The organism is Sphaerotilus sp. FB-3 (assembly GCF_023706025.1).
In the GTDB taxonomy this organism is placed as follows: domain Bacteria; phylum Pseudomonadota; class Gammaproteobacteria; order Burkholderiales; family Burkholderiaceae_C; genus Sphaerotilus; species Sphaerotilus sulfidivorans.
In genome coordinates this window covers 42,946-64,545 of record NZ_BQWE01000017.1, presented here as the reverse complement: position 1 = coordinate 64,545, position 21,600 = coordinate 42,946, and the positions used below count along the sequence as shown (strand labels likewise).

14 protein-coding genes and 1 pseudogene are annotated in these 21,600 nt (G+C 70.5%); 6 read left to right on the top strand and 9 right to left on the bottom strand.

The features are described 5' to 3' along the window. Nucleotides 1–18 precede the first annotated feature (18 nt). Nucleotides 19–1,968 carry an acetate--CoA ligase gene (acs, locus tag NFT33_RS09890; protein WP_376744149.1) on the bottom strand — a complete coding sequence of 650 codons (1,950 nt, stop codon included), beginning with the start codon at nucleotides 1,966–1,968 and terminating at the stop codon, nucleotides 19–21. A gap of 352 nt (nucleotides 1,969–2,320) precedes the next feature. On the opposite strand from acs, the gene NFT33_RS09885 reads away from it, so the two are divergent. After that, entirely contained in the window at nucleotides 2,321–2,944 is a 624-nt protein-coding gene (locus tag NFT33_RS09885; protein ID WP_051632010.1) for a TIGR00645 family protein, read from the top strand. 25 nt (nucleotides 2,945–2,969) lie between these two features. On the opposite strand, the gene NFT33_RS09880 is transcribed toward NFT33_RS09885, so the two are convergent. Further along, nucleotides 2,970–6,044, bottom strand: coding sequence for a transglycosylase domain-containing protein (locus NFT33_RS09880; RefSeq protein ID WP_251675005.1), 3,075 nt, complete (start codon nucleotides 6,042–6,044; stop codon nucleotides 2,970–2,972). Nucleotides 6,045–6,506: 462 nt separating this feature from the next. On the opposite strand from NFT33_RS09880, the gene NFT33_RS09875 reads away from it, so the two are divergent. Continuing rightward, the gene (locus NFT33_RS09875; RefSeq protein WP_251675003.1) at nucleotides 6,507–8,030 is read left to right on the top strand and encodes a fumarate hydratase; all 1,524 of its coding nucleotides are present in this window, start codon (nucleotides 6,507–6,509) and stop codon (nucleotides 8,028–8,030) included. An 89-nt stretch (nucleotides 8,031–8,119) separates the two neighbouring features. Continuing rightward, a pseudogene (locus NFT33_RS19235) lies at nucleotides 8,120–8,827 on the top strand (FkbM family methyltransferase); the annotation flags it as partial. 169 nt (nucleotides 8,828–8,996) lie between these two features. On the opposite strand, the gene NFT33_RS09865 reads toward NFT33_RS19235, so the two are convergent. From NFT33_RS09865 to NFT33_RS09855, 3 genes are all read right to left on the bottom strand, one after another. Next, nucleotides 8,997–9,539, bottom strand: a complete 543-nt coding sequence (locus tag NFT33_RS09865) for a DUF2062 domain-containing protein (protein ID WP_251675001.1) — start codon at nucleotides 9,537–9,539, stop codon at nucleotides 8,997–8,999. A gap of 74 nt (nucleotides 9,540–9,613) precedes the next feature. Beyond that, complete coding sequence (locus NFT33_RS09860; RefSeq protein WP_251674999.1) at nucleotides 9,614–12,406, bottom strand: putative bifunctional diguanylate cyclase/phosphodiesterase; 2,793 nt, start codon at nucleotides 12,404–12,406, stop codon at nucleotides 9,614–9,616. A gap of 17 nt (nucleotides 12,407–12,423) precedes the next feature. Beyond that, a complete protein-coding gene (locus NFT33_RS09855) occupies nucleotides 12,424–12,924 on the bottom strand; it encodes a prepilin-type N-terminal cleavage/methylation domain-containing protein (RefSeq protein WP_251674997.1) in 501 nt (166 codons plus the stop codon). Nucleotides 12,925–13,086: 162 nt separating this feature from the next. Between NFT33_RS09855 and NFT33_RS09850 the strand changes: the two genes are divergently transcribed. Together NFT33_RS09850 and NFT33_RS09845 are read left to right on the top strand one after the other, a co-directional pair. Continuing rightward, nucleotides 13,087–15,357 (top strand): two-component system response regulator, encoded by a 2,271-nt coding sequence (locus NFT33_RS09850; RefSeq protein WP_251674994.1) that lies wholly within the window; start codon nucleotides 13,087–13,089, stop codon nucleotides 15,355–15,357. A gap of 7 nt (nucleotides 15,358–15,364) precedes the next feature. Beyond that, nucleotides 15,365–17,254, top strand: coding sequence for a sensor histidine kinase (locus NFT33_RS09845; RefSeq protein ID WP_251674992.1), 1,890 nt, complete (start codon nucleotides 15,365–15,367; stop codon nucleotides 17,252–17,254). Here the strand turns inward: NFT33_RS09845 and NFT33_RS09840 are convergent. After that, nucleotides 17,223–18,563, bottom strand: coding sequence for a mechanosensitive ion channel family protein (locus NFT33_RS09840; protein WP_251674990.1), 1,341 nt, complete (start codon nucleotides 18,561–18,563; stop codon nucleotides 17,223–17,225). The genes NFT33_RS09845 and NFT33_RS09840 overlap by 32 nt on opposite strands. A 102-nt stretch (nucleotides 18,564–18,665) precedes the next feature. Here NFT33_RS09840 and NFT33_RS09835 point away from each other — a divergent pair, with 102 nt between their 5' ends. After that, complete coding sequence (locus NFT33_RS09835; protein WP_149503948.1) at nucleotides 18,666–19,301, top strand: pseudouridine synthase; 636 nt, start codon at nucleotides 18,666–18,668, stop codon at nucleotides 19,299–19,301. A gap of 20 nt (nucleotides 19,302–19,321) precedes the next feature. Here the strand turns inward: NFT33_RS09835 and NFT33_RS09830 are convergent, their stop codons facing one another. From NFT33_RS09830 to NFT33_RS09820, 3 genes are all read right to left on the bottom strand, one after another. Then, complete coding sequence (locus NFT33_RS09830; RefSeq protein WP_149503949.1) at nucleotides 19,322–19,495, bottom strand: DUF3149 domain-containing protein; 174 nt, start codon at nucleotides 19,493–19,495, stop codon at nucleotides 19,322–19,324. A gap of 270 nt (nucleotides 19,496–19,765) precedes the next feature. Continuing rightward, a complete protein-coding gene (locus NFT33_RS09825; RefSeq protein WP_251674988.1) occupies nucleotides 19,766–20,278 on the bottom strand; it encodes a serine O-acetyltransferase in 513 nt (170 codons plus the stop codon). A gap of 16 nt (nucleotides 20,279–20,294) precedes the next feature. Further along, nucleotides 20,295–21,500 carry a glycosyltransferase family 4 protein gene (locus NFT33_RS09820; RefSeq protein ID WP_251674986.1) on the bottom strand — a complete coding sequence of 402 codons (1,206 nt, stop codon included), beginning with the start codon at nucleotides 21,498–21,500 and terminating at the stop codon, nucleotides 20,295–20,297. Nucleotides 21,501–21,600 lie beyond the last annotated feature (100 nt).

Genomic DNA, 21,600 nt, shown 5'->3' with positions numbered 1-21,600 from the left:
GCGGACTGCGGCGCCAGATCAGTACGCCTGACCCAGCTGACCCAGGATCGCCGGATTCTCCAGCGTCGAGGTGTCCTGCGTGATGGCCTCGCCCTTGGCCAGCGAGCGCAGCAGGCGGCGCATGATCTTGCCCGAGCGGGTCTTGGGCAGGTTCTCGCCGAAGCGGATGTCCTTGGGCTTGGCGATCGGACCGATCTCGCGGCCGACATGGTCGCGCAGCTGCTTGGCGATGGCCTTGGCCTCGTCGCCCGAGGGCAGCGGACGCTTGAGCACGACGAAGGCGCAGACCGCCTCGCCGGTGGTCTCGTCCGGACGGCCGACGACCGCGGCCTCGGCGACCAGGTCGGTGCAGCTCACCAGCGCCGACTCGATCTCCATCGTGCCCATGCGGTGGCCGGAGACGTTCAGCACGTCGTCGATGCGGCCGGTGATGGTGAAGTAGCCGGTCTTGGCGTCGCGGATCGCGCCGTCGCCGGCGAGGTAGAGCTGACCCTTGAAGTCTTCCGGGTAGTAGGACTTCTTGAAGCGCTCCGGGTCGCCCCAGATGGTGCGGATCATCGACGGCCAGGGCTTCTTGCAGACCAGGATGCCGCCCTTGCCCCAGGGCAGCTCGTTGCCGGTCTCGTCGACCACCGCGAACTGGATGCCCGGGAAGGGCAGCGTGCACGAGCCCGGCACCATCGGCGTGGCACCCGGCAGCGGGGTGATCATGTGGCCGCCGGTCTCGGTCTGCCAGAAGGTGTCGACGATCGGGCAGCGGCTGCCGCCGACGTGCTGGTAGTACCACTCCCAGGCGGCCGGATTGATCGGCTCGCCCACCGAGCCCAGCAGGCGCAGGCTGGAGAGGTCGTAGCTCTTCGGGTGGACGGCGTCGTTCGACTCGGCGGCCTTGATCAGCGAGCGGATCGCGGTCGGCGCGGTGTAGAAGATCGAGACCTTGTGGTCCTGGATCATCTTCCAGAAGCGGCCGGCGTCCGGGTAGGTCGGCACGCCCTCGAACACGATCTCGGTGCCGCCCAGCGCGAGCGGGCCGTAGGTGATGTAGGTGTGGCCCGTGACCCAGCCGATGTCGGCGGTGCACCAGAAGACATCGTCCTGCTTCAGGTCGAAGGTCCACTTGCAGGTCAGCGCCGCGTGCAGCAGGTAGCCGCCGGTGCAGTGCTGCACGCCCTTGGGCTTGCCGGTCGAGCCCGAGGTATAGAGCAGGAACAGCGGATGCTCGGCATCGACCCATTCCGGCTCGCAGGTGTCGGGCTGGCTGGCGACCAGCTCGTGCATCCACACATCGCGGCCGTCCTTCATCGTGACGGCGGCGTCGGCGCGGTTGACCACCAGCACCTTCTCGATCTTCTCGCAGCCCGGCATCGCCAGCGCCTCGTCGACGATCGCCTTCAGCGGCAGCTTCTTGCCGCCGCGCACCTGGCAGTCGGCGGTGATGACCGCCTTGGCACCGGTGTCCTCGATGCGGTCGCGCAGGGACTGCGCCGAGAAGCCGCCGAACACCACCGAGTGGGTCGCGCCGATGCGGGCGCAGGCCTGCATCGCCGCCACGCCGTCGATCGACATCGCGATGTAGATGACGACGCGGTCGCCCTTGCCGATGCCCAGGCTCTTCAGGCCGTTGGCGATGCGGCAGGTCCTGGCCAGCAGCTCGCTGTAGCTGACCTTGGTGACTTCGCCGCCGTCGGCCTCGAAGATGATGGCGGTCTTGTCGCCCAGACCGCGCTCGACGTTGCGGTCCAGGCAGTTGTAGGAGGCGTTCAGCGTGCCGTCCTCGAACCACTTGAAGAACGGCGCCTCGGCCTGGTTCAGCGTCTTGGTGAACGGCGTCTTCCAGCTGATCAGCTCGCGGGCCAGATCGGCCCAGTAACCTTCGTAATCCGCTTCGGCCTTGGCGCACAGCGCCTCGTAGGCGGCCATGCCGGAAACCGCAGCGTTGGCGACAAAGGCCTCGGACGGCTGATAGATCTTGGTATCGGGGGTATTCTCGGCTTGGGTCACGCGTGTCTCCTGCGGTGAAAAAGTGCCGGACCTGACAGTAGGCAGGGGCTCTTACGAAGCCCTTACTTTGCAAATCCCGTTCCCGCCGTGTTAACCCCAGCGCACAGGCCGCGCACGGCGATGCGCTTCATCCTGACACGCCTACCCGCCTAGAATCCGCTGGTTTTCCCTGAATTCACCGCGACACACCGATCCCTGGATGCTGTCGGTCGTCACTGCAATTCATGGCACAACCCCAGGACAAACCCTGATCGACAGATTGGCCACGCGGCCTGACCTCGCCCGTTCCCTTTTCCTTCACGTCGCTTCGCGCTCGCTCATGCCCCACAAGAATCCCTCCGAGCTCTCCCGCTCCGGCAGCAATCCGCTGTCGCGCCTGATCTTCGCCAGCCGCTGGCTGCAGCTGCCGCTCTACCTCGGCCTGATCCTGGCCCAGGGCGTCTACGTGTTCCAGTTCTGGAAGGAGCTGGTCCATCTGATCGAGGCGGCCTTCGGCAACCAGCATGCGCTCGACATCCTGGTGCAGAGCATCGGCTACAAGAGCAATGCGCCGGTCACCGGCCTGAACGAGACCGTCATCATGCTGGTGGTGCTCGGCCTGATCGACGTGGTGATGATCTCCAACCTGCTGATCATGGTGATCGTCGGCGGCTACGAGACCTTCGTGTCGCGGCTGAACCTGGAGGGCCATCCGGACCAGCCGGAGTGGCTCGACCATGTCAACGCCTCGGTGCTGAAGGTCAAGCTGGCCACCGCGATCATCGGCATCAGCTCGATCCATCTGCTCAAGACCTTCATCAACGCCGAGAACTACAGCGACAAGGTGCTGCTGTGGCAGACGGTGATCCATGTGGCCTTCCTGTTCTCGGCCATCGCGATCGCCACCGCCGACCGGATCATGCATCCGGTGCCGGCCGCGCCGCACGGCGGCGCGGGCCACTGAGGCCGCCCAGGCCGCGGCGATCCGCTCAGGGCGCCCGGACGGCCAGCGCCGTGCCCGACGGCGCCGCCGGGCAGCTGGCCTCGGCCTGACCGGCCAGCACCGGCTGGAGCAGCGGCGCCATCGACTTCAGGATCTGCGTCGGCAGCGCGCTGGTGAACTTGTAGCCTCCGGCCTCGGGCCCGAGCACGAAGGCGGTCAGCGTGCCGAAATGGCGCGGCCCCAGATAGAACACGAAGGTCGCGGTGCGGCTGGTGACCCGGGAGGCGGCCAGGCCGCCGCCACGGGTGTAGGTGTTGAGCCGGTTGTCGCCGGTGCCGGTCTTGCCGCCGATCGGCAGCGGCGCCTGCCCGTCGACATCCAGCACGCCCTTGAGCCGCCGTGCGGTGCCTTCGCTGACCACCAGACCCAGCGCGCGGCGCAGCGTGGCCGCCACCTCCGGCGCCATCACCTGCTCGCCCGCCGAGGGTGCGCGCCGCAGCGCCGCCTCGTAGGGCGAACCCGCGGCGAAATGCAGCCGGTCGATGTGCACGGTCGGCAGCCGCAGGCCATCGTTGACGATGATGCCCATCAGCTCGGCCAGCGCCGCCGGCCGGTCGCCGGAGCTGCCGATGGAGGTGGCATAGGACGGCACCAGCGTGTCGAAGGGGAAGCCCACCTTCTTCCACTGCGCATGGATCTTCGCGAAGGCCTCGGCCTCCAGCAGCTGCAGGATGCGGCTGTTCTGGCCACGCCGGGCCTTGCTGCGCATCAGCCAGGCATAGGACTGCTCGCGCTCGGTCGCGCCGGCGTCGAGCACCTGCGCCAGCTCGGCCTGCGGATGCTGGCGCAGATAGGAAGCCACCCACAGCTCCAGCGGATGCAGCCGCGCCAGGTAGCCGCGGTCGGCCAGCGAGTAGTTGCCCGGCGCATGGCGCTTGTAGAGCGTCTCGAGGTAGTCGTCGGCCAGCGCCGCGCCCGGCAGGTGGCGGCGGATGTAGGCGGAGAAGTCGGCCTGCGAGCCCTCCGGCTCGACCGAGCGGTAGATCACCGCCAGCCGCGGCGCGGTGCGGTTGACGCTCTCGGCCAGACGGTCGAGCACCTCGGCCGGCGTCTTGCCATGGTGGCGCTGGTAGAACTTGCGCATGAACTGCCGCCCTTCCTTGTTGATGAAGAGCTTGAGCAGTTCCTGGCGGCGCGGGTTGTCGTCGTCGCCCTCGAGGATGTCGCTGGCATCGCTCGAGGCGTGGTACATGTGGTGGTAGACGATGTCGCGCATCAGCCGGATGAAGGGCAGATTGAGCGAATCGCGCAGCGACTCGTGCAGCGTCGCCAGCCGGCCGTTGTCGGCGGCATTGAAGTTGGAGAAGGTGTGCGCGCCGCCGCCGGTGAAGAAGCGCTCGCCGGGGCTGGCGGAATAGCGGCGCTGCATCGCCGCCTCGAGCATCGCCGCCAGCGAGCGGTCCTCGGTGGTCGACAGCCAGTCGATCGCCCAGCGGCTCAGCCGGTCCTTCGCGCCGACCTCGACCTCGGCGAGCTGCGCGCGCTTCATGCCGGCGTATTCCCGGTGCAGCTCGGCGATGATGTCCAGATAGGTCGCCAGCGTGCGCAGCTTGGCGGTCGAGCCCAGCTCGAGCTTGGCGCTGCCGTTGATGTCGAAGGGCTGGTCGAGGTTGTCGGTCTGCACCCGCACGAAGTTGGCGCCCTCGCCCCGCTCGTAGAGCGTGAAGCTGTAGAGCAGCTTCGACGGGTCGCCCTTCTCCAGCAGCTGGAAGCCCAGCAGGCCGGCCTCGCGGGCGAAGGCCGGATCGCGCAGCCGGTGCAGCCGCTCGGTGATCTCGCGCTGCAGGTGGCCGTCGAGCGGACTCGAGGCGCTCAGGTCGAAGCGGTCGAGCTCGTACAGGCGCGGGGTGTTCAGCAGCCCCGACAGCTGCACCCGCAGCAGCGAGGAGGCATTGCGCTCGCCGAACTCCAGGTTCGGGATCGCGCCGGCATGGGCGTGCTGCACCTGCAGCGGCGCGGCCAGCGCCGCATCGCGCAGGCCCGGGCCGATGATGCCCTCGGCCGCGAGCAGGCGCAGATAGCTGGCGGTCATCGCCATCAGCTGCTCGTGGCCCGGGCCGAAATAATGCGCCGGGCGGCGCTGCGCGATCAGCAGGCTGAGCATGCGGCGCAGCGCCAGGCCGCGCTCGGCCAGGCCCTCGGCCTGGTCGGAGGGCTGGGCCAGCAGCCGGTTGCTGGCCTCGACATCCGCGCCGTACCAGGCCTGCAGGCCGTCGTTGACGCCATGCACCTCGCCCCAGCCGCGCTGCGCGCCCAGCGGCAGGCTGTTGAGATAGTCGAGCAGGATGCGCCGGCGCGCCGCCACCGTGTTCTCGCCGTCGCGGTAGGCCCGCACCGAGGCCGAGACCATCTGCAGGTACTTGTCATGCGCCGAGGCGGTGCGCCCCTCCGGCGAATGGCGGAACTTCTCGGTCTGCGTCGCCAGCGTGCTGCCGCCGGCGGCGGCATGGTCGTCGTCGGCGACCGCGATGACCTGATCGACCACCGCCTTGCCCAGCCGGGTCCACTCGATGGCCGGGTTGTGAAGCGGCTCGCTCTCGTCGAGCACCTCGCGGTTCTCGATGAAGCCGAGCATGCGTGCGACCACCGGTGGCACCTGCGCCTCGCCGGCATAGGTGTGCAGCGGGAAGCGCGAGCGAAACAGCGGCTCGCCGCGGCAGTCCAGCACCCGCAGCCCGGCCTGCATCCGCTCCGGATAGGGCGGGAAGAAGCCGCGGTCCATGAAGTCCTGCAGCGCAGGCGACTGCTGCGCCTGCGCGGTCAGCACATAGCCGCGTCCGGCCAGGCTGTCGAGAAACTCGGGCATGCGGGTGTAGCCCATGCGGATGTCGCTCGGCCCGGTGCGCGGATAGCGGCTGGCGGTGGCAGGCTCGGTGCGGACCTGATGATCGAGCTGCGCCGCCCAGTCGGCGAAGAAGCGCGCCTGCAGCGTCGAGGTGCGCATCTCCCACATCGCCACATGCGTCAGGCCGGCCAGCACCACCGCCGCGGTGCCCCAGCGCGCCAGGATGCCCGGCCAGCGGCGCCCGGACGGGGCCGGGGCCGGCACCGGGGCGGACACGGTCTCGCCAGCGGCAGGGGCTGAGGCAGGGGAGCGGGAGCTGTCGTCTTCGCCTGGAGTCATGAGAGATGCATCGCGGGGATGCCATTCGCACAAGAGGATTGCCGGAACAAGAGCAGGAACGAGCCCCGCCCCCGCGCATTCCGTGAACCAGAACACGCCGGATCAGCATACCTGAGTACTTTTTGGAACCACGGGATGAAGAGCCCCCCGAAAGCCGCGTTTCAGATCTGGAACCGTCCGCTTTTTCGGGATCGATCCGGGATGGATCCGAAATCCATCCGAGGCCGGTCCGGAATCGACCGCAGCCGGCTTGAGTAAACTCGCCGGTCTGACCGGACCCCGCCCGGCGATGCCCGAGCGTGTCGCCGACTGTGCCAGATTGATGCAAGTCGGATGGCGCAGGATCGCGGCCCAGTCGATGCCAGCCCGTCACCCCGACCCAGAAAGCTCCAGTCCGCCATGACCATCATCCGCCAGGACGACCTGATCGAATCGGTCGCCGCCGCCCTCCAGTACATCAGCTACTACCATCCGGCCGACTACATCGCCCATCTGGCGCGCGCCTACGAGCGCGAGGAAAGCCCGGCCGCCAAGGACGCGATCGCGCAGATCCTGACCAACAGCCGCATGTGCGCCGAGGGCCGCCGCCCGATCTGCCAGGACACCGGCATCGTCAACGTGTTCCTGAAGATCGGCATGGACGTGAAGTGGCAGGGCTTCACCGGCTCGATCCAGGACGCGATCGACGAAGGCGTGCGCCGCGGCTACAACAACCCGGACAACAAGCTGCGCGCCTCGGTGCTCTCCGACCCGATCTTCGAGCGCAGGAACACCAAGGACAACACGCCGGCCGTGGTGTTCATGGAAGTCGTGCCCGGCGACAAGGTGGACGTGATCGTCGCGGCCAAGGGCGGCGGCTCGGAGAACAAGTCCAAGGTCTACATGCTCAACCCCTCGGACAACATCGTCGACTGGGTGCTCAAGACCGTGCCGACGATGGGCGCGGGCTGGTGCCCGCCGGGCATGCTGGGCATCGGCGTCGGCGGCACCGCGGAGAAGGCCGCGCTGCTGGCCAAGGAAGCGCTGATGGACGACATCGACATGTACGAGCTGCTCGAGCGCGGCCCGCAGAACAAGCTGGAGGAACTGCGCATCGAGCTGTACGAGAAGGTCAACGCGCTGGGCATCGGCGCGCAAGGCCTGGGCGGCCTGACGACGGTGCTGGACGTCAAGATCAAGACCTACCCGACGCACGCGGCCTCCAAGCCGATCGCGATGATCCCGAACTGCGCCGCCACCCGCCACGCGCACTTCGTGATGGACGGCTCCGGCCCGGTCTACCTGGACCCGCCGAGCCTGGACCTGTGGCCCAACGTCAACTGGGCGCCCGACTACAACAAGAGCAAGCGCGTCGACCTGAACACGCTGACCCCGGCCGAAGTGGCCAGCTGGACGCCGGGCCAGACGCTGCTGCTCAACGGCAAGATGCTCACCGGCCGCGATGCCGCACACAAGCGCATCCAGGACATGCTGGCCAAGGGCGAACCGCTGCCGGTGGACTTCACCAACCGCGTCATCTACTACGTCGGCCCGGTCGACCCGGTGCGCGACGAAGTCGTCGGTCCGGCCGGCCCGACCACCGCCACCCGCATGGACAAGTTCACCGAGATGATGCTGGCCAAGACCGGCCTGATCGCGATGGTGGGCAAGGCCGAGCGTGGCCCGGTCGCCATCGAGGCGATCAAGAACCACAAGAGCGCGTACCTGATGGCGGTCGGCGGCAGCGCCTACCTCGTCTCGAAGGCCATCAAGGCCGCCAAGGTGGTGGGCTTCGCCGATCTGGGCATGGAAGCGATCTACGAGTTCGACGTCGTCGACATGCCGGTGACGGTGGCGGTGGACGCCGGCGGCACCTCGGCCCACATCGAAGGGCCGAAGGTCTGGCAGGCCAGGATCGGCAAGATTCCCGTCGTCGAAGGCTGACAGGCGCCCTCAGGCGGGAACAGGGGAACCGGACGGCACCAGGCGGAATCGCACCGCCCGCCTTCCGCAACCTCCTTACCGCCCGAGAGATGAGCCTGACCGCATCCAGCCCTCATGACCCTCTCCTCCAAGCGCCGCTGGCCTACCGGATCGGCCTGGCGCTGATCCGGCGCCGCTGGCGCGGCAGCAGCCTGCTGTTCGACCGGCTGGTCCGGCCGGGCCTGGCGCAGCAGGTGGTGCGCTACCGGCTCTCGCCGTCGCTGCACATCGACACGCCGCTGTTCACCGACAACCTCTGGGACGAGGAGCTGCTGCTCGGCTACGAGCAGGCCTTCGTCGACCAGATGCAGTCGCTGCTGGCGGTGCTGCCCCGCCCCATCCGCTTCGTCGACTGCGGCGCCAGCTTCGGACTGTTCTCGCTGCGCATGGCCCAGGCCGAGCAGCCACCAGACGCCTGGCTGGCCTTCGAGCCCAATCCGCACATGTTCACGCTGCTGCAGGCCAATCTGGCCCGCTTCGGTGAGCGCGCGCGCTGCCTGCCCCGGGCGGTCAGCGACTGGCATGGGCGCGGCGCCCTGCACTCGCCCGCGCATGACCCGTCGCCGGACGCGATGTTCCTGGCGCCTGACTCGAGCGGCCCGATCGAGGTGAGCACGCTCGATGCCGAGCTGCCCGCCGCAGCCGAGCTGGCCCAGGGCAGCGTGATGCTGAAGATCGATGTCGAGGGCCAGGAGCTGGCGGTGCTGCGCGGTGCGCGCCGGGTGCTGGAGCAGGCCCGGGACCTGGTGGTGGCCTTCGAGGCCCATCCGGAGGTGGCGCGCCGCACCGGCATCGATCCGATGGCCTGCCTGAGCCATCTGCAGTCGATCCGGCCTTTCGAGATCCGCATCGCCGAGCGTCCGGACCTGCGGCCGGATCCGCAGCAGCCGCTGTTCGATCAGCTCAGACCGGCGCGCATCTGCAACATCATCTGCCGCTCGACACGCCGAGACGGCGGCGCCGGCGGGACAGCACCCGCCAGCGCCAGATCCAGCCGACGCCCAGATAGACCAGTGCCCCGAAGCCGCAGGCAAAGACCGTCAGCCCGAGCAGCAGCGGCTTGCCCACGCCGGTGATCCGGTCCCACCAGCCGAGATCCTCGGCCGATGCGGCGGCGGTCTCGTCGGCGCGGACCGCAGGCACAGCCGTGTCGCCAGGCACCGGCTCGGACAGCAGCCAGCCGCCGACCTGCCAGGCCGCGTAGTACACCGGCGGAAAGGTGATCGGATTGGTCACCAGCGTGCTGGCCATCGCGCTGGGCACATTGGCGCGCAGCGCGACCGCCACCGCGGCGGACACCGGAATCTGCGCGATCGGGATCAGGAAGCCGAAGAACACCCCGATCGCCGCCCCCAGCGCCACCGCGCGGCGACTGGCTCGCCACAGGCGGGGATGATGGAGCGCCGGCCCCAGCCAGCGCAGCCAGCGGTTGGAGGCGGCGGCCTCGGGCGTGGGCAGCAGTCGGCGCAACTGTTCGATCATGACAACCAGGCAAGGACAGACGTGGCGGAAGCCGGATTGAGAATGATGCGCCAGCAGAAAGTTCAATCCGTGACCGAGGCCGCCACAGCCGCCGAGACCTGTGGCAGCCGCTGCTCGAACTCGGCCGCCGGCATCGGCCGGCCGAACAGATAGCCCTGCAGTTCGTCGCAGCCGAGCTGGCGCAGCGCGGCGGCCTGCGCCTCGCCCTCGATGCCTTCGGCCACCGAGTGCTTGCCCAGCGACTGCGCCAGCGTCAGGATCGCCCGGGTGATCGCCTGCGCCGAGGCATCGCTGCCCAGGTCGCGCACGAAGGCGCGGTCGACCTTCATCACGTCGATCGGCAGGTCGCGCAGCGTCGCCAGCGAGGAGTAGCCGGTGCCGAAGTCGTCCAGCGCGATCAGCACGCCGCGCTGGCGCAGCTCGGCCAGCTGCGCGCTGGCCTGACGGGCATCGCCCACCAGCAGGCTCTCGGTGACCTCCAGCTCGAGCTGGCGCCACGGCACGCCGTGGCGCAGCAGCGCCGCCTCCACCGTCTCGACCAGCCGGCCCGACTGCAGCTGGCGCGGCGAGACATTGACCGACAGCCGGTCCAGCACCCGCCCCTGGCGGCGCCAGAGCGCCAGCTGGCGGCAGGCCTCGTCGAGCACCCAGCTGCCGATGGACTCGATCAGGTCGGACTCCTCGGCCAGCGGAATGAAGACGCCCGGCGGCACCAGGCCGCGGCCGGGATGCTGCCAGCGCACCAGCGCCTCGGCCGAGCGGATGCCGCCATCGGCCGCGGCCACCCGGGGCTGGTAATGCAGCAGCAGCTCGCGCCGGGCCACCGCCTGGCGCAGGTCGGCCAGCAGCGCGCCGCGCTCGTGCAGCCGCGCGTCCAGTGGCTCCTCGAACATCGCGTGGCGGCCGCGGCCGCCTTCCTTGGCGCAGTACATCGCCATGTCGGCATGGCGCATCAGCACCGAGCGGCTGCGACCATGCAGCGGCGCCAGCGCGATGCCGATGCTCGCGCCCAGGAAATGCTCGCGCCCCCCCACCTGGAAGGGCAGCGCCATGCGCCGGCAGATCGCCGTGGCCACCTCGGCCGCGTCGGCCGCATCCGCCGCCTCGAGCACGACCACGAACTCGTCGCCGCCCGGGCGCGCCACCGGCGAGCGCGCCGGCACGCAGGCCTCGATGCGGTCGGCCGCCTGGCGCAGCAGCTCGTCGCCCAGGCCGTGGCCCAGGCTGTCGTTGACCGACTTGAAATGATCCAGATCGATGAAGAGCAGTGCCAGCTCGGCGGGCTCGGACGCCTCCGGATCGCCCAGGCGGGCATCGAGCAGCTGGTGCAGGCCGTTGCGGTTGAGCAGACCGGTCAGGTCGTCGTGCCCGGCCTGCCAGGTCAGCTCGCGCTCGCGCAGCTCGGCCGCCAGCGCCACCGCCAGCCGGTCGCGCAGATCGGTGGCGCGGCGTCGTGCCAGCGCGCCGGGCTCGCGCGGCCAGGCCAGCAGCATCACCCCGAGCGTGCGCGACTGCCAGCGCAGCGGAAAGGCCTGCAGATCCTCGCCCAGCGCCTGGCTCCAGGCACAGGCCTGCGGCCAGGCGCCATCGTCCTGCAGCGCCAGCAGCATCTGGTGCTCCGGCGGGGTCAGCACCCGCACGCTGCGACGGATCTTGTGCAGATGCTGGCGGTCGTTCCACTGCAGCAGCAGCCGCGGCATGCGGCCGGGCTCGATGCGCGCCAGCGCCATCGCGCGGGCATCGAGCCGACCGATCGCCTCGACCAGCATGCGCCGGAAGAGTTCGTCCACCGGCTGCCGACCGACGATGTCCCGGTCCACCGAGGCCAGCAGCTCCAGCGACACGAACTGGTCGGCGATGCGCTCGGCCATGCGGTTGAAGGCCCGGCCCAGCTCGGCGAACTCGTCGCTGCCACGCACCTCGACCCGGGCGCCGGCCTCGAGCTGCTCGACCCGACGCACGCCGCGGCGCAGCTGCTGAAGCGGCCCCAGCGTGCGCCGGATCATGCTGACGCTCAGCAGCAGCACCAGCAGCAGCGTTCCCGCCAGCGTGCCGGTGACCAGGCGCCGGATCGACTGCCCGGCCAGCAGCACCGGCTCGACCGGCGCGCTCAGATCGAAGATCCAGTCGCCGGCCGAGGCCAGCAGGAAGTCACCCTCCAGGAACAGCGGCCAGCGTGCATGCAGTCGCGCGGCCTGCCCGGAGGCCTGAGCAGAGGCCTGCGCGCCGCTCTGCGGCACCGCCGGGCAGTGCAGCATCAGGCCCTGGCCGTCCTGCACGCACCAGGCCGCACCGTCCAGCCCGGCATCGAGCAGCGGCTGCCACAGGTGGGCCGGCGACAGCTCGGCCAGCCACAGCCCGGCCGGCTCGACCGGCAGCAGCAGCATCAGCGCCGCGCGGCCGTTGCGCTCGCGCACCAGCAGCTGCGCGCGGTCCGGCGTGACGGCGGGCAGCGGCGCGGCCATCTCGCGCAGCAGATCGTCCCCGGCCAAGCGCGCCCCGCGGCCGTCCAGGTGCAGCACCCGCACGAACTGCCGGCCCAGCCCGGGCAGCGCCGGCAGCTCAGCCGTCTCGCCCGCAGGCACCGGCCAGCTGTGCATCTGGTCGCGCGCCACCAGCAGCCGCTCGCGCACCTGCAGCGCCACGCCACGCAGCAGCAGCTCCTGCTCGCGCTGGCCGGCCTGGCGCTCGAGCAGCTCCAGCATCCGGCTGCTGCCCGCGCCCAGCAGCAGCAGCGGCACGGTGGCCGCGACCAGGAAGAGCAGCAGGATGCGCCGCGCCAGCGGGCTGCCCAGCAGCGGCAGCCGCCAGCGCGGACGGCGCGGCGCGGTGAGCGACGACGACGGATCGGTCACGGGCCGGCCCTGCTCCTTCAGTCGGTGAACGCGGTGGCCACGCCGATGAAGCGGCCGTTGTTGGCCCGCACCACATCGTCCTGAGAGACCGCGGCGGTCAGCGCACGCTCGCTCTCGCCGTCGGGGCCGAGGCTGTAGAGGTCGAAGTCGCTGTTGACCGGGGTCAGCGAGCGGTTCTTGCGCGCCTCGCTGGGATTGCCGGTCTCCAGGTTGTAATAGACGTAGGGACGTTTCCAGGGATCGAGCCGGCCGGCCATGCCGACGGCGGCCAGCGAGGCCGGCGAGCCCTGGTTGTCGAGCCGGTACTGGGCGAGCACCGCGGACATCGCGCCCAGCTCCTGGGCGGCCTGGCGCTGCAGCGCGCGGTCACGGTGGCTCTTCCACATCGGCAGCGCCAGCGCCAGCAGCACGCCCAGCAGACCGATGACCAGCATCAGCTCGACCAGCGTCAGCCCGGTCTGGCGGCTTGATGCCGCAACAGAAGCACAAGCACGCGACGGAGGGAGCGCAGAAGCCATGATCGACAAGCCGTGACCGGCAAAAACAGTTCGTTGCCATATCGGCCTTGCCGGTTCCGGCTTGAGGAATTGCCAACAATCGCACACTGCGCCAGACTGCACGCGGCCCCGGCGGGCCGGGCATTCCCGCTCCGGACGCCGGCCCGCCGCCCGGAGCCCTTCTTGATCCTGCCGCCCTCGCCCTCTCTCGCCGGAACCCCGCCCCCCCGGATCCTGGCCGTCGATGACGACCCGGTCTTCCGCCGCTCGGTCGCCTTCGCGCTCGACGGCTACCGCTTCCAGGGACGCGAGGTCGAGCTGCTGCAGGCCGGCAGCAGCGCCGAGGCGCTCGAGCAGCTGGCCCGCCATCCGGACATCGGCGTGATCCTGCTCGATGTGGTGATGGAGCATGACGACGCCGGCCTGCGGCTGGTGCGCCGGCTGCGCGGCGAGCTGGGCCGCCAGGACATCCGCATCGTGCTGCTGACCGGTCAGCCCGGGATGGCGCCGATGCACGACGTGATGCGCGACCTCGATGTCGACGAGTACTGGCACAAGACCGAGCTGGGCAGCGAGCGGCTCGAGGCGCTGCTCAACGCCAACCTGCGCAGCCACCAGTCGATCCTGCGCGAGCAGCAGGGCCGGCGGCGCTTCGAGCGGCTGCTGCAGGCGGTCGACCGCGCCAGCCGGGGCCAGGACCTGACCGGCCTGGCGCGCCAGCTGCTCGACGATGTGGCGGCGCTGCTCGAGACCGAGCCGGCCGGGCTGGTGGCGATGTGGCCGCCGCACACCACCGGGCCGCTGGTGATCGGCGCGGCCGGCGCGCAGACCCCGCTGCAGGGGCTGACGCTGGCCGCCGGCGACGCCGACACCGGCACCACGCCGCTGCTGGCCGCGCGCATCGAGCATGTGCTGGGCGCGCCGGCACCCGCTGCCGGCTCGGGCGACGACGAGCTGCACGAGCTGCTGCTGCCGCTGCACCCCGGCGCGCTGCCGCCATCGGCGCTGCGCGGCGCCACCGACAGCGCACAGCAGACGCTGTTCGCGCTGTGGGTGCCGCGCCCGCAGGCGCCGGACGAGGCCGAGCGCGAGATGGTGCGCCTGCTGGCCACCAATGTCGGCGCGCAGATGCGCCGCCTCGACCTGATCGCCCAGCTCGATCGCCTGGCCTACCAGGACGAGCTCACCGGCCTGCCCAACCGCAACGGCCTGCTGCGACGCATGCACGCCGCCGGCGAGCGGCTGGGCTCGATGGTGCTGCAGTTCGAGGATGTCGACCAGTTCTCGAACCTGAACCTGATGCTCGGCTTCGAGACCGCCAACCGGCTGCTGCAGGCGCTGGCCGAGCGGCTGCGCGAGGAGGCCGGCCCGGACGTGATGGTGGCGCGGGTGGACAACGACACCTTCGCGCTGCTCGGCCCGGCCGACCAGATGGTCACGCAGATGTACCGCGACCGCACCGAGGGCATCACCGTCAGCGACGGCCACTTCTCGGCGGTGCTGCACCTGACCGGCGCGCAGGTCGACCTCTCGCTGGTGAGCGGCCCGCCCGAGGAGACGCTGGCGACCGCGCGCTACCTGCTCAACGACGCCAAGCGCCACGGCTGGGGCCAGCAGGTCTGCTACCGCCCCGGCATGGAGACGCAGGCGCGTGACAACTACCGCCTGGGCCAGGCGCTGCACGAGGCGCTGCGCGCCGGCGAGATCCGCATCGCGCTGCAGCCCCAGGTCTGGCTGCAGGACGGCTCGCTCAAGGGCTTCGAGGCGCTGGCGCGATGGACCGACCGGCGCGGGCGCGAGATTCCGCCGCTGACCTTCATCGCGCTGGCCGAGGCCTCCGGCCACATCTCGGCGCTGTTCAACCAGGTGCTGGAGCAGTCCTGCCAGGCCTGGCGGCTGCTGGACTCGCTCGGCCTGGGCCATCTGCGCATCGCGGTCAACCTGTCGGCGCTGCAGCTGGCCGATCCGGCGCTGGCGCAGGACATCGCCGCGCGCTGCAGCGCCGCTGGCGTGCCGCCCGAGGCGATCGAGCTGGAGGTGACCGAAAGCGCGGTCATGGTCGACGCCGATGGCGCGACGCTGCAGCTCGACCGGCTGCGCCAGCTCGGCTTCGAGATCGCGCTGGACGACTTCGGCACCGGCTTCTCGTCGCTGGCGCGGCTGCGCGGCTTCGACCTCGACTGGATCAAGATCGACCGCGCCTTTCTCGGCGAGATCGGCCAGCGCCCGGACGAGGAGACGCTGCCGGGCATGATCGTGTCGCTGTCGCGCCAGCTCGGGCTGAAGTCGCTGGCCGAAGGCGTCGAGACCGACGCGCAGCGCCACTGGCTGATGCGCAGCGGCTGCCAGGCCGCGCAGGGCATGCTGATCGGCCGGCCGATGCCGATGTGCGATCTGCCCGGCTGGCTGCGCACCCAGGGCCATCTGCCGCAGCCGCTGTCGCTGCCGCAGTGAACGCCGGATGGCGCTCGACAGACGCCCCCGCGCCAGCGAAGGCCGCATCCTGGTGCTGCGGCTGCTGCCCTGGCTGCTGCTGATCGGCCTGATCGGCGCGCTCAGCTATCTGCGGCTGCTCGACCTGCGGCTGTCGCCGCTGCGCGCGCAGGCCCGCACCCTGCTCGAGCAGGGCATCGCGCTGACCGGCTCGGAGCTGGCCGACCTGTCGCGCTCGGCACTGGTGCTGGGCCAGATGCCCGCCATCGGCGTGGCCGCGGCCAGCGCCGACACCTCGGCGATGGCCAGCGCGCTGCTGGCGCATGCACGCGCCTCGCCGCGCCACGCGGAAATCTCCTGGATCGACGAGCACGGCCGGGAGCGGGTGCGCACCGAGCATCTCGACGGCATGGCGCTGCTGGCCACCTCGAGCGCGCTGCGCCGCCCGGCGCAGATGCCCTGGCTGGCGCATTTCGCCGACCTGCTGCCGGCCGAGGCGCGCTTCAGTCCGCTCGGGCGCGAGGGCGGGCGCCACACGCTGCGGGCGGCCTCGCCGGTCTATGACGCCGCCGGGCGGCTGCGCGGCATGGTGGTCATCCAGCATGATCTGCAGGCGATGATGGCGCGGCTGGCCCGGCTCAAGCAGCCGGCGCTGGAGCCGCTGCGCCTGTACGACAGCGAGGGCCGCGCGGTCAGCATCGCCGAGCCGCAGCCGCTGGCGATGCGCGACCCGGAACTCTGGCGCATGCTGCAGGAGCAGGGCCGCGGCCGGCGCGAGCTGGACGCCGGCATGTGGCATTTCCAGGACTTCCTGCCCGCCGAACCCGGGGCGGGCCGGCTGGCGATGCAGCCCTGGTTCTTCGTCGCCCATGTGCCGCGCGACAGCGTCGAGCCGCTGCGCCATGCCAGCGCCTGGCAGTGCCTGCTGGCCTGCACCGCCGCCTTCGGGCTGGCGGTGCTGCTGGTGCGACGCCAGCGCCGCACCGAGGTCGAGCGCGAGCGGCTGCTGGCCGATCTGCAGACCAACCACCGCGCGCTGGCCGAGGCCAAGGCCGGCGCCGACGACGCGCTGCGCCGGCTGCGCCAGCTGCAGGACGAGCTGGTGCAGGCGGAAAAGCTCGCCTCGCTCGGCCTGCTGGTGGCCGGTGTCGCTCATGAGCTCAACACCCCGCTGGGCAGCGCGCGCATGACCGCCTCGACGCTGGTGCGCCGGCTCGGCGAGGCCGAGCGCGAGCTCGGCGCCACCGCACCGCTGCCGGCACCGGTCACGCGGCTGCTGGAGCGCCAGCGCGCCGGGCTGGACATCATCGAGCACGGCCTGGAGCGCGCCAGCCAGGTCATCCGACTGTTCAAGCAGCTCGCGGTGGACCGCGGCGCGGTGGAGCGACGCCGCTTCGAGCTCGACGAGGTGCTGCAGGATGTGCGCCGGCTGCTGGTGCCGCGCCTGGGCAGCGAGGCGCCGCCCCGGCCGGTGCCGGTGTCGCTGCACATCGCCTCGGGCGCCGGGCTGGTGCTCGACAGCTATCCCGGCCCGCTCGGGCAGGTGATCGAGAACCTGATCGGCAACGCGCTGATGCATGCCTTCGACCCGCCGCCGCCCGGGCTGATGCAGGGCAGCATCCGGGTGCTGTGCCGGGTCGATCCGGCCGATGGCGACAGCGATGACGAGCGCCACGGCCATCGCCCGGACGAGCTGGCGATCGAGGTGATCGACGACGGCTGCGGCATCGACCCGCTGGTGCTGCCGCGCATCTTCGACCCCTTCTTCACCACCCGGCGCGGTCGCGGCGGCACCGGCATCGGCCTGCACCTGTGCCACCATTTCTGCACCCAGGTGCTGGGCGGGCGGCTGCTGGTGGAGAGCTGCCCCGGCGAGGGCAGCCGCTTCATCGTGCGGATTCCGCTGCGGGCGCCGTGACCGGCGGCGCCACCTCCGCCTGCAGCGCGCCCTGGAAGCGCACGACCCGCTGCGGATACGGAATGCCCACGCCCTCGCGGCGCAGCAGCGCCAGGATGGCCAGATTGACCTCCGAGCGCACATTGCCCTGACCGTTCTCCGGATCATCGATCCAGAACAGCACCGTGACCTCCAGACCATCCGCGCCGAAGTTGCTGAGCTGCACCGCCGGCCCCGGATCGGCCAGCACCCGCGGCACCCCCGACACCGTCTCGACCAGCTGCGCACGCAGTCGCTCGACATCGGTGTCGTAGTCGACGCTGACCAGCGTGCTGAGCAGCACCCGGCGGTCGGCCAGCGACAGGTTCTGCACCGCGGTGGTGATCAGCGTCTCGTTGGGCACGATCGACTCGCGCCCCGAGGGCGCGCGGATCACGGTGTAGCGGGTGGTGATGTCGGTGATCGCGCCCTCGAAGCCGCCGACGTTGACGATGTCGCCGATGCGCAGCGAGCGCTCGGCCAGGATGACGAAGCCGCTGACATAGTTGGCCGCCAGCTTCTGCAGGCCCAGGCCGATGCCCACGCCGAGCGCGCCGCCCAGCACCGACAGCGCCGTCAGGTCGATGCCCACCGCCGACAGCGCCATCAGCAGGCCCACGAAGAGCAGGATCGCTCGCAGCGCGTTGGCCGCCACCTTGCGCAGCGACAGCTGCGCGCCGCTGGCGCCGGCCAGCAGCCGCGCCTCCAGCGCCGCCGAGATCCACAGCACCACCACCATCACGAAGCCGGCCGACAGGCCGCCCTCGATGATGTTGCGCAGGCTCAGCGTGTTGGCGCCGATCTTCCAGCGGATCTGGTCGAGTTCGTCGAGCATCACCGGCAGCACCCCGGTCACCCACAGCACCATGCCCAGCCAGGCGACCCAGGAAATCGTGCGCTCGACCGCGCGCATCAGCGCCGACGCCGGAAAGGCCGCGCTGAGCACCCGCACGCTCAGCCGGATCACCGCCAGCGACAGCAGCACCGGAATCGCCAGCCGGAACACCGCCAGCGGCTGGCCCAGCTCGAGCAGCACCCGGCGCGCCACATAGGCCAGCGCCAGCGCCAGCAGCGGAAACAGCACGCCGTCGACCAGATGGGTACCGAACCAGATCGAGGGACTCGAATCGCCCGGCCCGGTGCGGTCGCGCATGCCGCGCAGCAGCCACACCAGCAGCCCGCTGGCAGCCAGCACCGCCGCCAGCACCGCCAGCTCGACCAGCGAGGACGGCCGCATCAGCGCGGCCAGCAGCGTCGGGAAATCCAGGGTGGACAGGTCAGTCGTCATCATCGGTCGGCGTCATGCAGTCGGGAGGCGCGATTGTGCCGCCCGATCGCGCTCGTCCCGGTGACAGGCTGTCATGCCCGCGCAGCGCCGGCGACAATGCCGGCGATGGACGACGACATCGAACTGATTCACCTCGACGCGGCGATGCTGGTGGTGCGCAAGCCCGCCGGCCTGCTGTCGGTGCCCGGGCGCGGGCCCGAGAACGCCGACTGCGTCGCCGCGCGGGTGCAGCGCCGGGTGCCCGACGCGCTGATCGTGCACCGGCTCGACATGGCCACCTCCGGCCTGCTGCTGATGGCGCGCGGCGCCGAGATGCACCGCCGGCTCAGCCGGCTCTTCGCCGATCGACAGGTCGACAAGCGCTACGAGGCGGTGGTGGCCGGCTGCCCGGCCGAGGCATCAGGTGCGATCGACCTGCCGCTGATCTGCGACTGGCCGAACCGGCCGCGCCAGAAGGTCGACCCGCTGACCGGGCGGGCGTCGCTGACCCGCTGGCAGGTGCTGGGCCGCGACGCGACCGCAGGCACCGCCCGGCTCGCGCTCGAGCCGGTGACCGGCCGATCGCACCAGCTGCGGGTGCATCTGCTGTCGATCGGCCACCCGATCGTCGGCGACGAACTCTATGCGCCGACGCCGTGGCGCGAGGCTGCGCCCCGGCTGCTGCTGCATGCCTGCCGGCTCGCCTTCGCGCATCCGGCCGACGGGACGCCGCAGGTCTTCGAGGACACGGCGCCGTTCTGACGCCTTCCCGGATGCAGGCCTCAGGCAGAGCGACCCGCCGCGGCACGGGCCGCCTGCTCGGCCGCCTCCGTGTCCTGGCGGATGTGCTTCATGAAGTAGCTGATGTAGAAGACCAGCATGCCGATCGTGGTGGCGAGCACCAGCGCGCTGAGAATGCCGTAGTCGGTGGAGAAGAAGTCGATCAGGGCGTGCATGGTGTCTTGTCCCCTTGCGGATTGAACATGCATCCATCTGATCGCAGCCCGGGCCGGGCGTCCTTGCGTCAGGTCAACCCGCCGGGGTATGCAGGACAGGGTCGAAAAAAAAGACCTCCCGGCTTGATCTGGGCCAGGAGGTCAATGCTCTGATGCGCCGACCACGAGGGCGATGAAACCTTCGCGCGACAGATGGAGACTAGCGCCATCGGCGCGGCGCCGCACTAGGGAATGCGTTGATCAAGCCGCGGTGAGCCTGTCAGGCGTGCGTTAGTTGGCGCGGGGCGGGCGCATGCGTGCCGGAATGCCCAGCGCGGTGTGGCCGGCCGGCACATCGTGCAGCACCACCGCATTGGCGCCGACCCGCGCGCGGTCGCCGACCGCCACTGCGCCGATGATCTTCGCGCCCGAGCCGACGAAGATGTCGTCGCCCAGCCGCGGGAAGCCGCCGCGGTTCTCGCCGATCACCACGCTGCTCTCGAGCCAGACATTGCGCCCGCCGCGCACGCTGGAGTTGATGACCACGCCCACCGGGTGGATCAGCACGAAGCCGGGCCCGAACTGCGCCTTCACGCCGATGACGCAGCCGTTGAGCCACTTGTTGAGGATGTGCGGAATCAGCGCCAGCGGCGCCAGCCCGATCCGCGCCAGCCAGGCCTGCAGCCGGTACAGCGCATTGGCCAGCGTGCCGTCGGCCAGCACCACCTTGATCAGCGAGACCGGCGGGCCGCCCTCGCCGTAGAGCACCTGCTTGGCGCGCAGGTCGGACAGCAGCAGCTTCATGCCCGCTCCCCTGCCCTCAGCGGCCCTTGACCCGCTCGCGGAAATCGACGAGCTGCAGGATGTTGTTGCGCCACTGGCGCTCGCGGGCGATGTAGGCGCGCGCGGCCTGGCCGACACGGCGCAGGTTGTCGCTGTCCTGGCTGCGGCGCAGCACCATCTGCACCGCGCTCTCCAGGTCGCCGGCCTTGAACATCCAGCCGGTCTCGTCTTCCTTCAGCACCTCGCGGATCGGCACGAAGTCCGGCGCCACCGGCGGAATGCCGCAGGCCATGAACTCGAACAGCTTGACCGGCGAGGTGTAGTCGCCCGCGCTGGGCAGCACCGCCATGTCCATCGCCGCCAGCAGGCCCGGCACCTCGTCATGCGAGACGCGTCCGGTCATCACCACCTGGTCCTGCAGGCCGTGCTTCTGCACGAACTCCTGCACCACGGGGAAGGTGGCGCCGTCGCCCACCAGCAGCAGCTTGAGCTGCGGATTGGCCTTCAGGCGGTCGGCGATTCGGTAGACGAACTGGTCGATCGCATGCCACGGCACGAAGGCGCCGAGGTAGCCGCAGACCACGCTGCCGTCCAGCTTCCACTTCGCCCGCGCGGCGGCGCGCTGCTCGGGCGTGGGGCTGAACTTGTCGATGTTGGCCGCGTTGTGCGAGACGATGGTCGGCGCGATCTTGCCGCCATGCGCCTTCGTCACATGGTCGCGGAAAGCGCCGGAGACGAAGACCAGGCCATTGGCGTTGCGGAACACCCAGCGCTCGATCATCGTGGCCAGACGCTGGAAGAACAGCGGCCGCACCCGGTAGACGGTGGTGGAGTCGTTGATCTCCAGGATCACCGGGATCCTGCGGGCCCGCGCGATCATCACCGCGACGAACATGTAGAGCGAGTAGCGCTCGTAGATCAGGTCGACGTCCCTGTGCGCGTTCAGGTACTCGCGGATGCGCCAGCCGGCCACCGCGTTGTAGCCCAGCTCGGCCAGCTCGAACAGCGGCTCGGGCAGGCTGGTGACCCACTTCATCCAGGGCCGGGCCTGCTTGGTCGGGCTCAGCGCCTTCGGGCTGGCGTAGGGGTCGGCACCGGGCAGCGAGATGATGTCCACCGTCACGCCCTCGGCGCGCAGTGCATCGGTGATGCCGCGGATGTGCACGCCCTCGACCGCCTTGCCCTGGGTGCGATGGTGATAGAGGACGCGGCGCAGGGGGGGCTGGACAGCAGGCTTGTTCATGCAGGGATCGTCGATCGTCAAGGGTCGGAAACGCGGATAAACGCGACAAACGCGGGCCGGATCTTAAGCTGCCGGATCGACAATTCCTTGGCACGCAACG

Excerpts from the sequence above, each read along its gene's own strand:
- NFT33_RS09885 (WP_051632010.1), top strand. The coding sequence starts at position 2,321 with ATGCCCCACAAGAATCCCTCCGAGCTCTCCCGCTCCGGCAGCAATCCG.
- NFT33_RS09875 (WP_251675003.1), top strand. The coding sequence starts at position 6,507 with ATGACCATCATCCGCCAGGACGACCTGATCGAATCGGTCGCCGCCGCC.
- NFT33_RS09855 (WP_251674997.1), bottom strand. The coding sequence starts at position 12,924 with ATGGCTTCTGCGCTCCCTCCGTCGCGTGCTTGTGCTTCTGTTGCGGCA.
- NFT33_RS09845 (WP_251674992.1), top strand. The coding sequence starts at position 15,365 with ATGGCGCTCGACAGACGCCCCCGCGCCAGCGAAGGCCGCATCCTGGTG.
- NFT33_RS09840 (WP_251674990.1), bottom strand. The coding sequence starts at position 18,563 with ATGATGACGACTGACCTGTCCACCCTGGATTTCCCGACGCTGCTGGCC.
- NFT33_RS09835 (WP_149503948.1), top strand. The coding sequence starts at position 18,666 with ATGGACGACGACATCGAACTGATTCACCTCGACGCGGCGATGCTGGTG.
- NFT33_RS09830 (WP_149503949.1), bottom strand. The coding sequence starts at position 19,495 with ATGCACGCCCTGATCGACTTCTTCTCCACCGACTACGGCATTCTCAGC.
- NFT33_RS09825 (WP_251674988.1), bottom strand. The coding sequence starts at position 20,278 with ATGAAGCTGCTGCTGTCCGACCTGCGCGCCAAGCAGGTGCTCTACGGC.
- NFT33_RS09820 (WP_251674986.1), bottom strand. The coding sequence starts at position 21,500 with ATGAACAAGCCTGCTGTCCAGCCCCCCCTGCGCCGCGTCCTCTATCAC.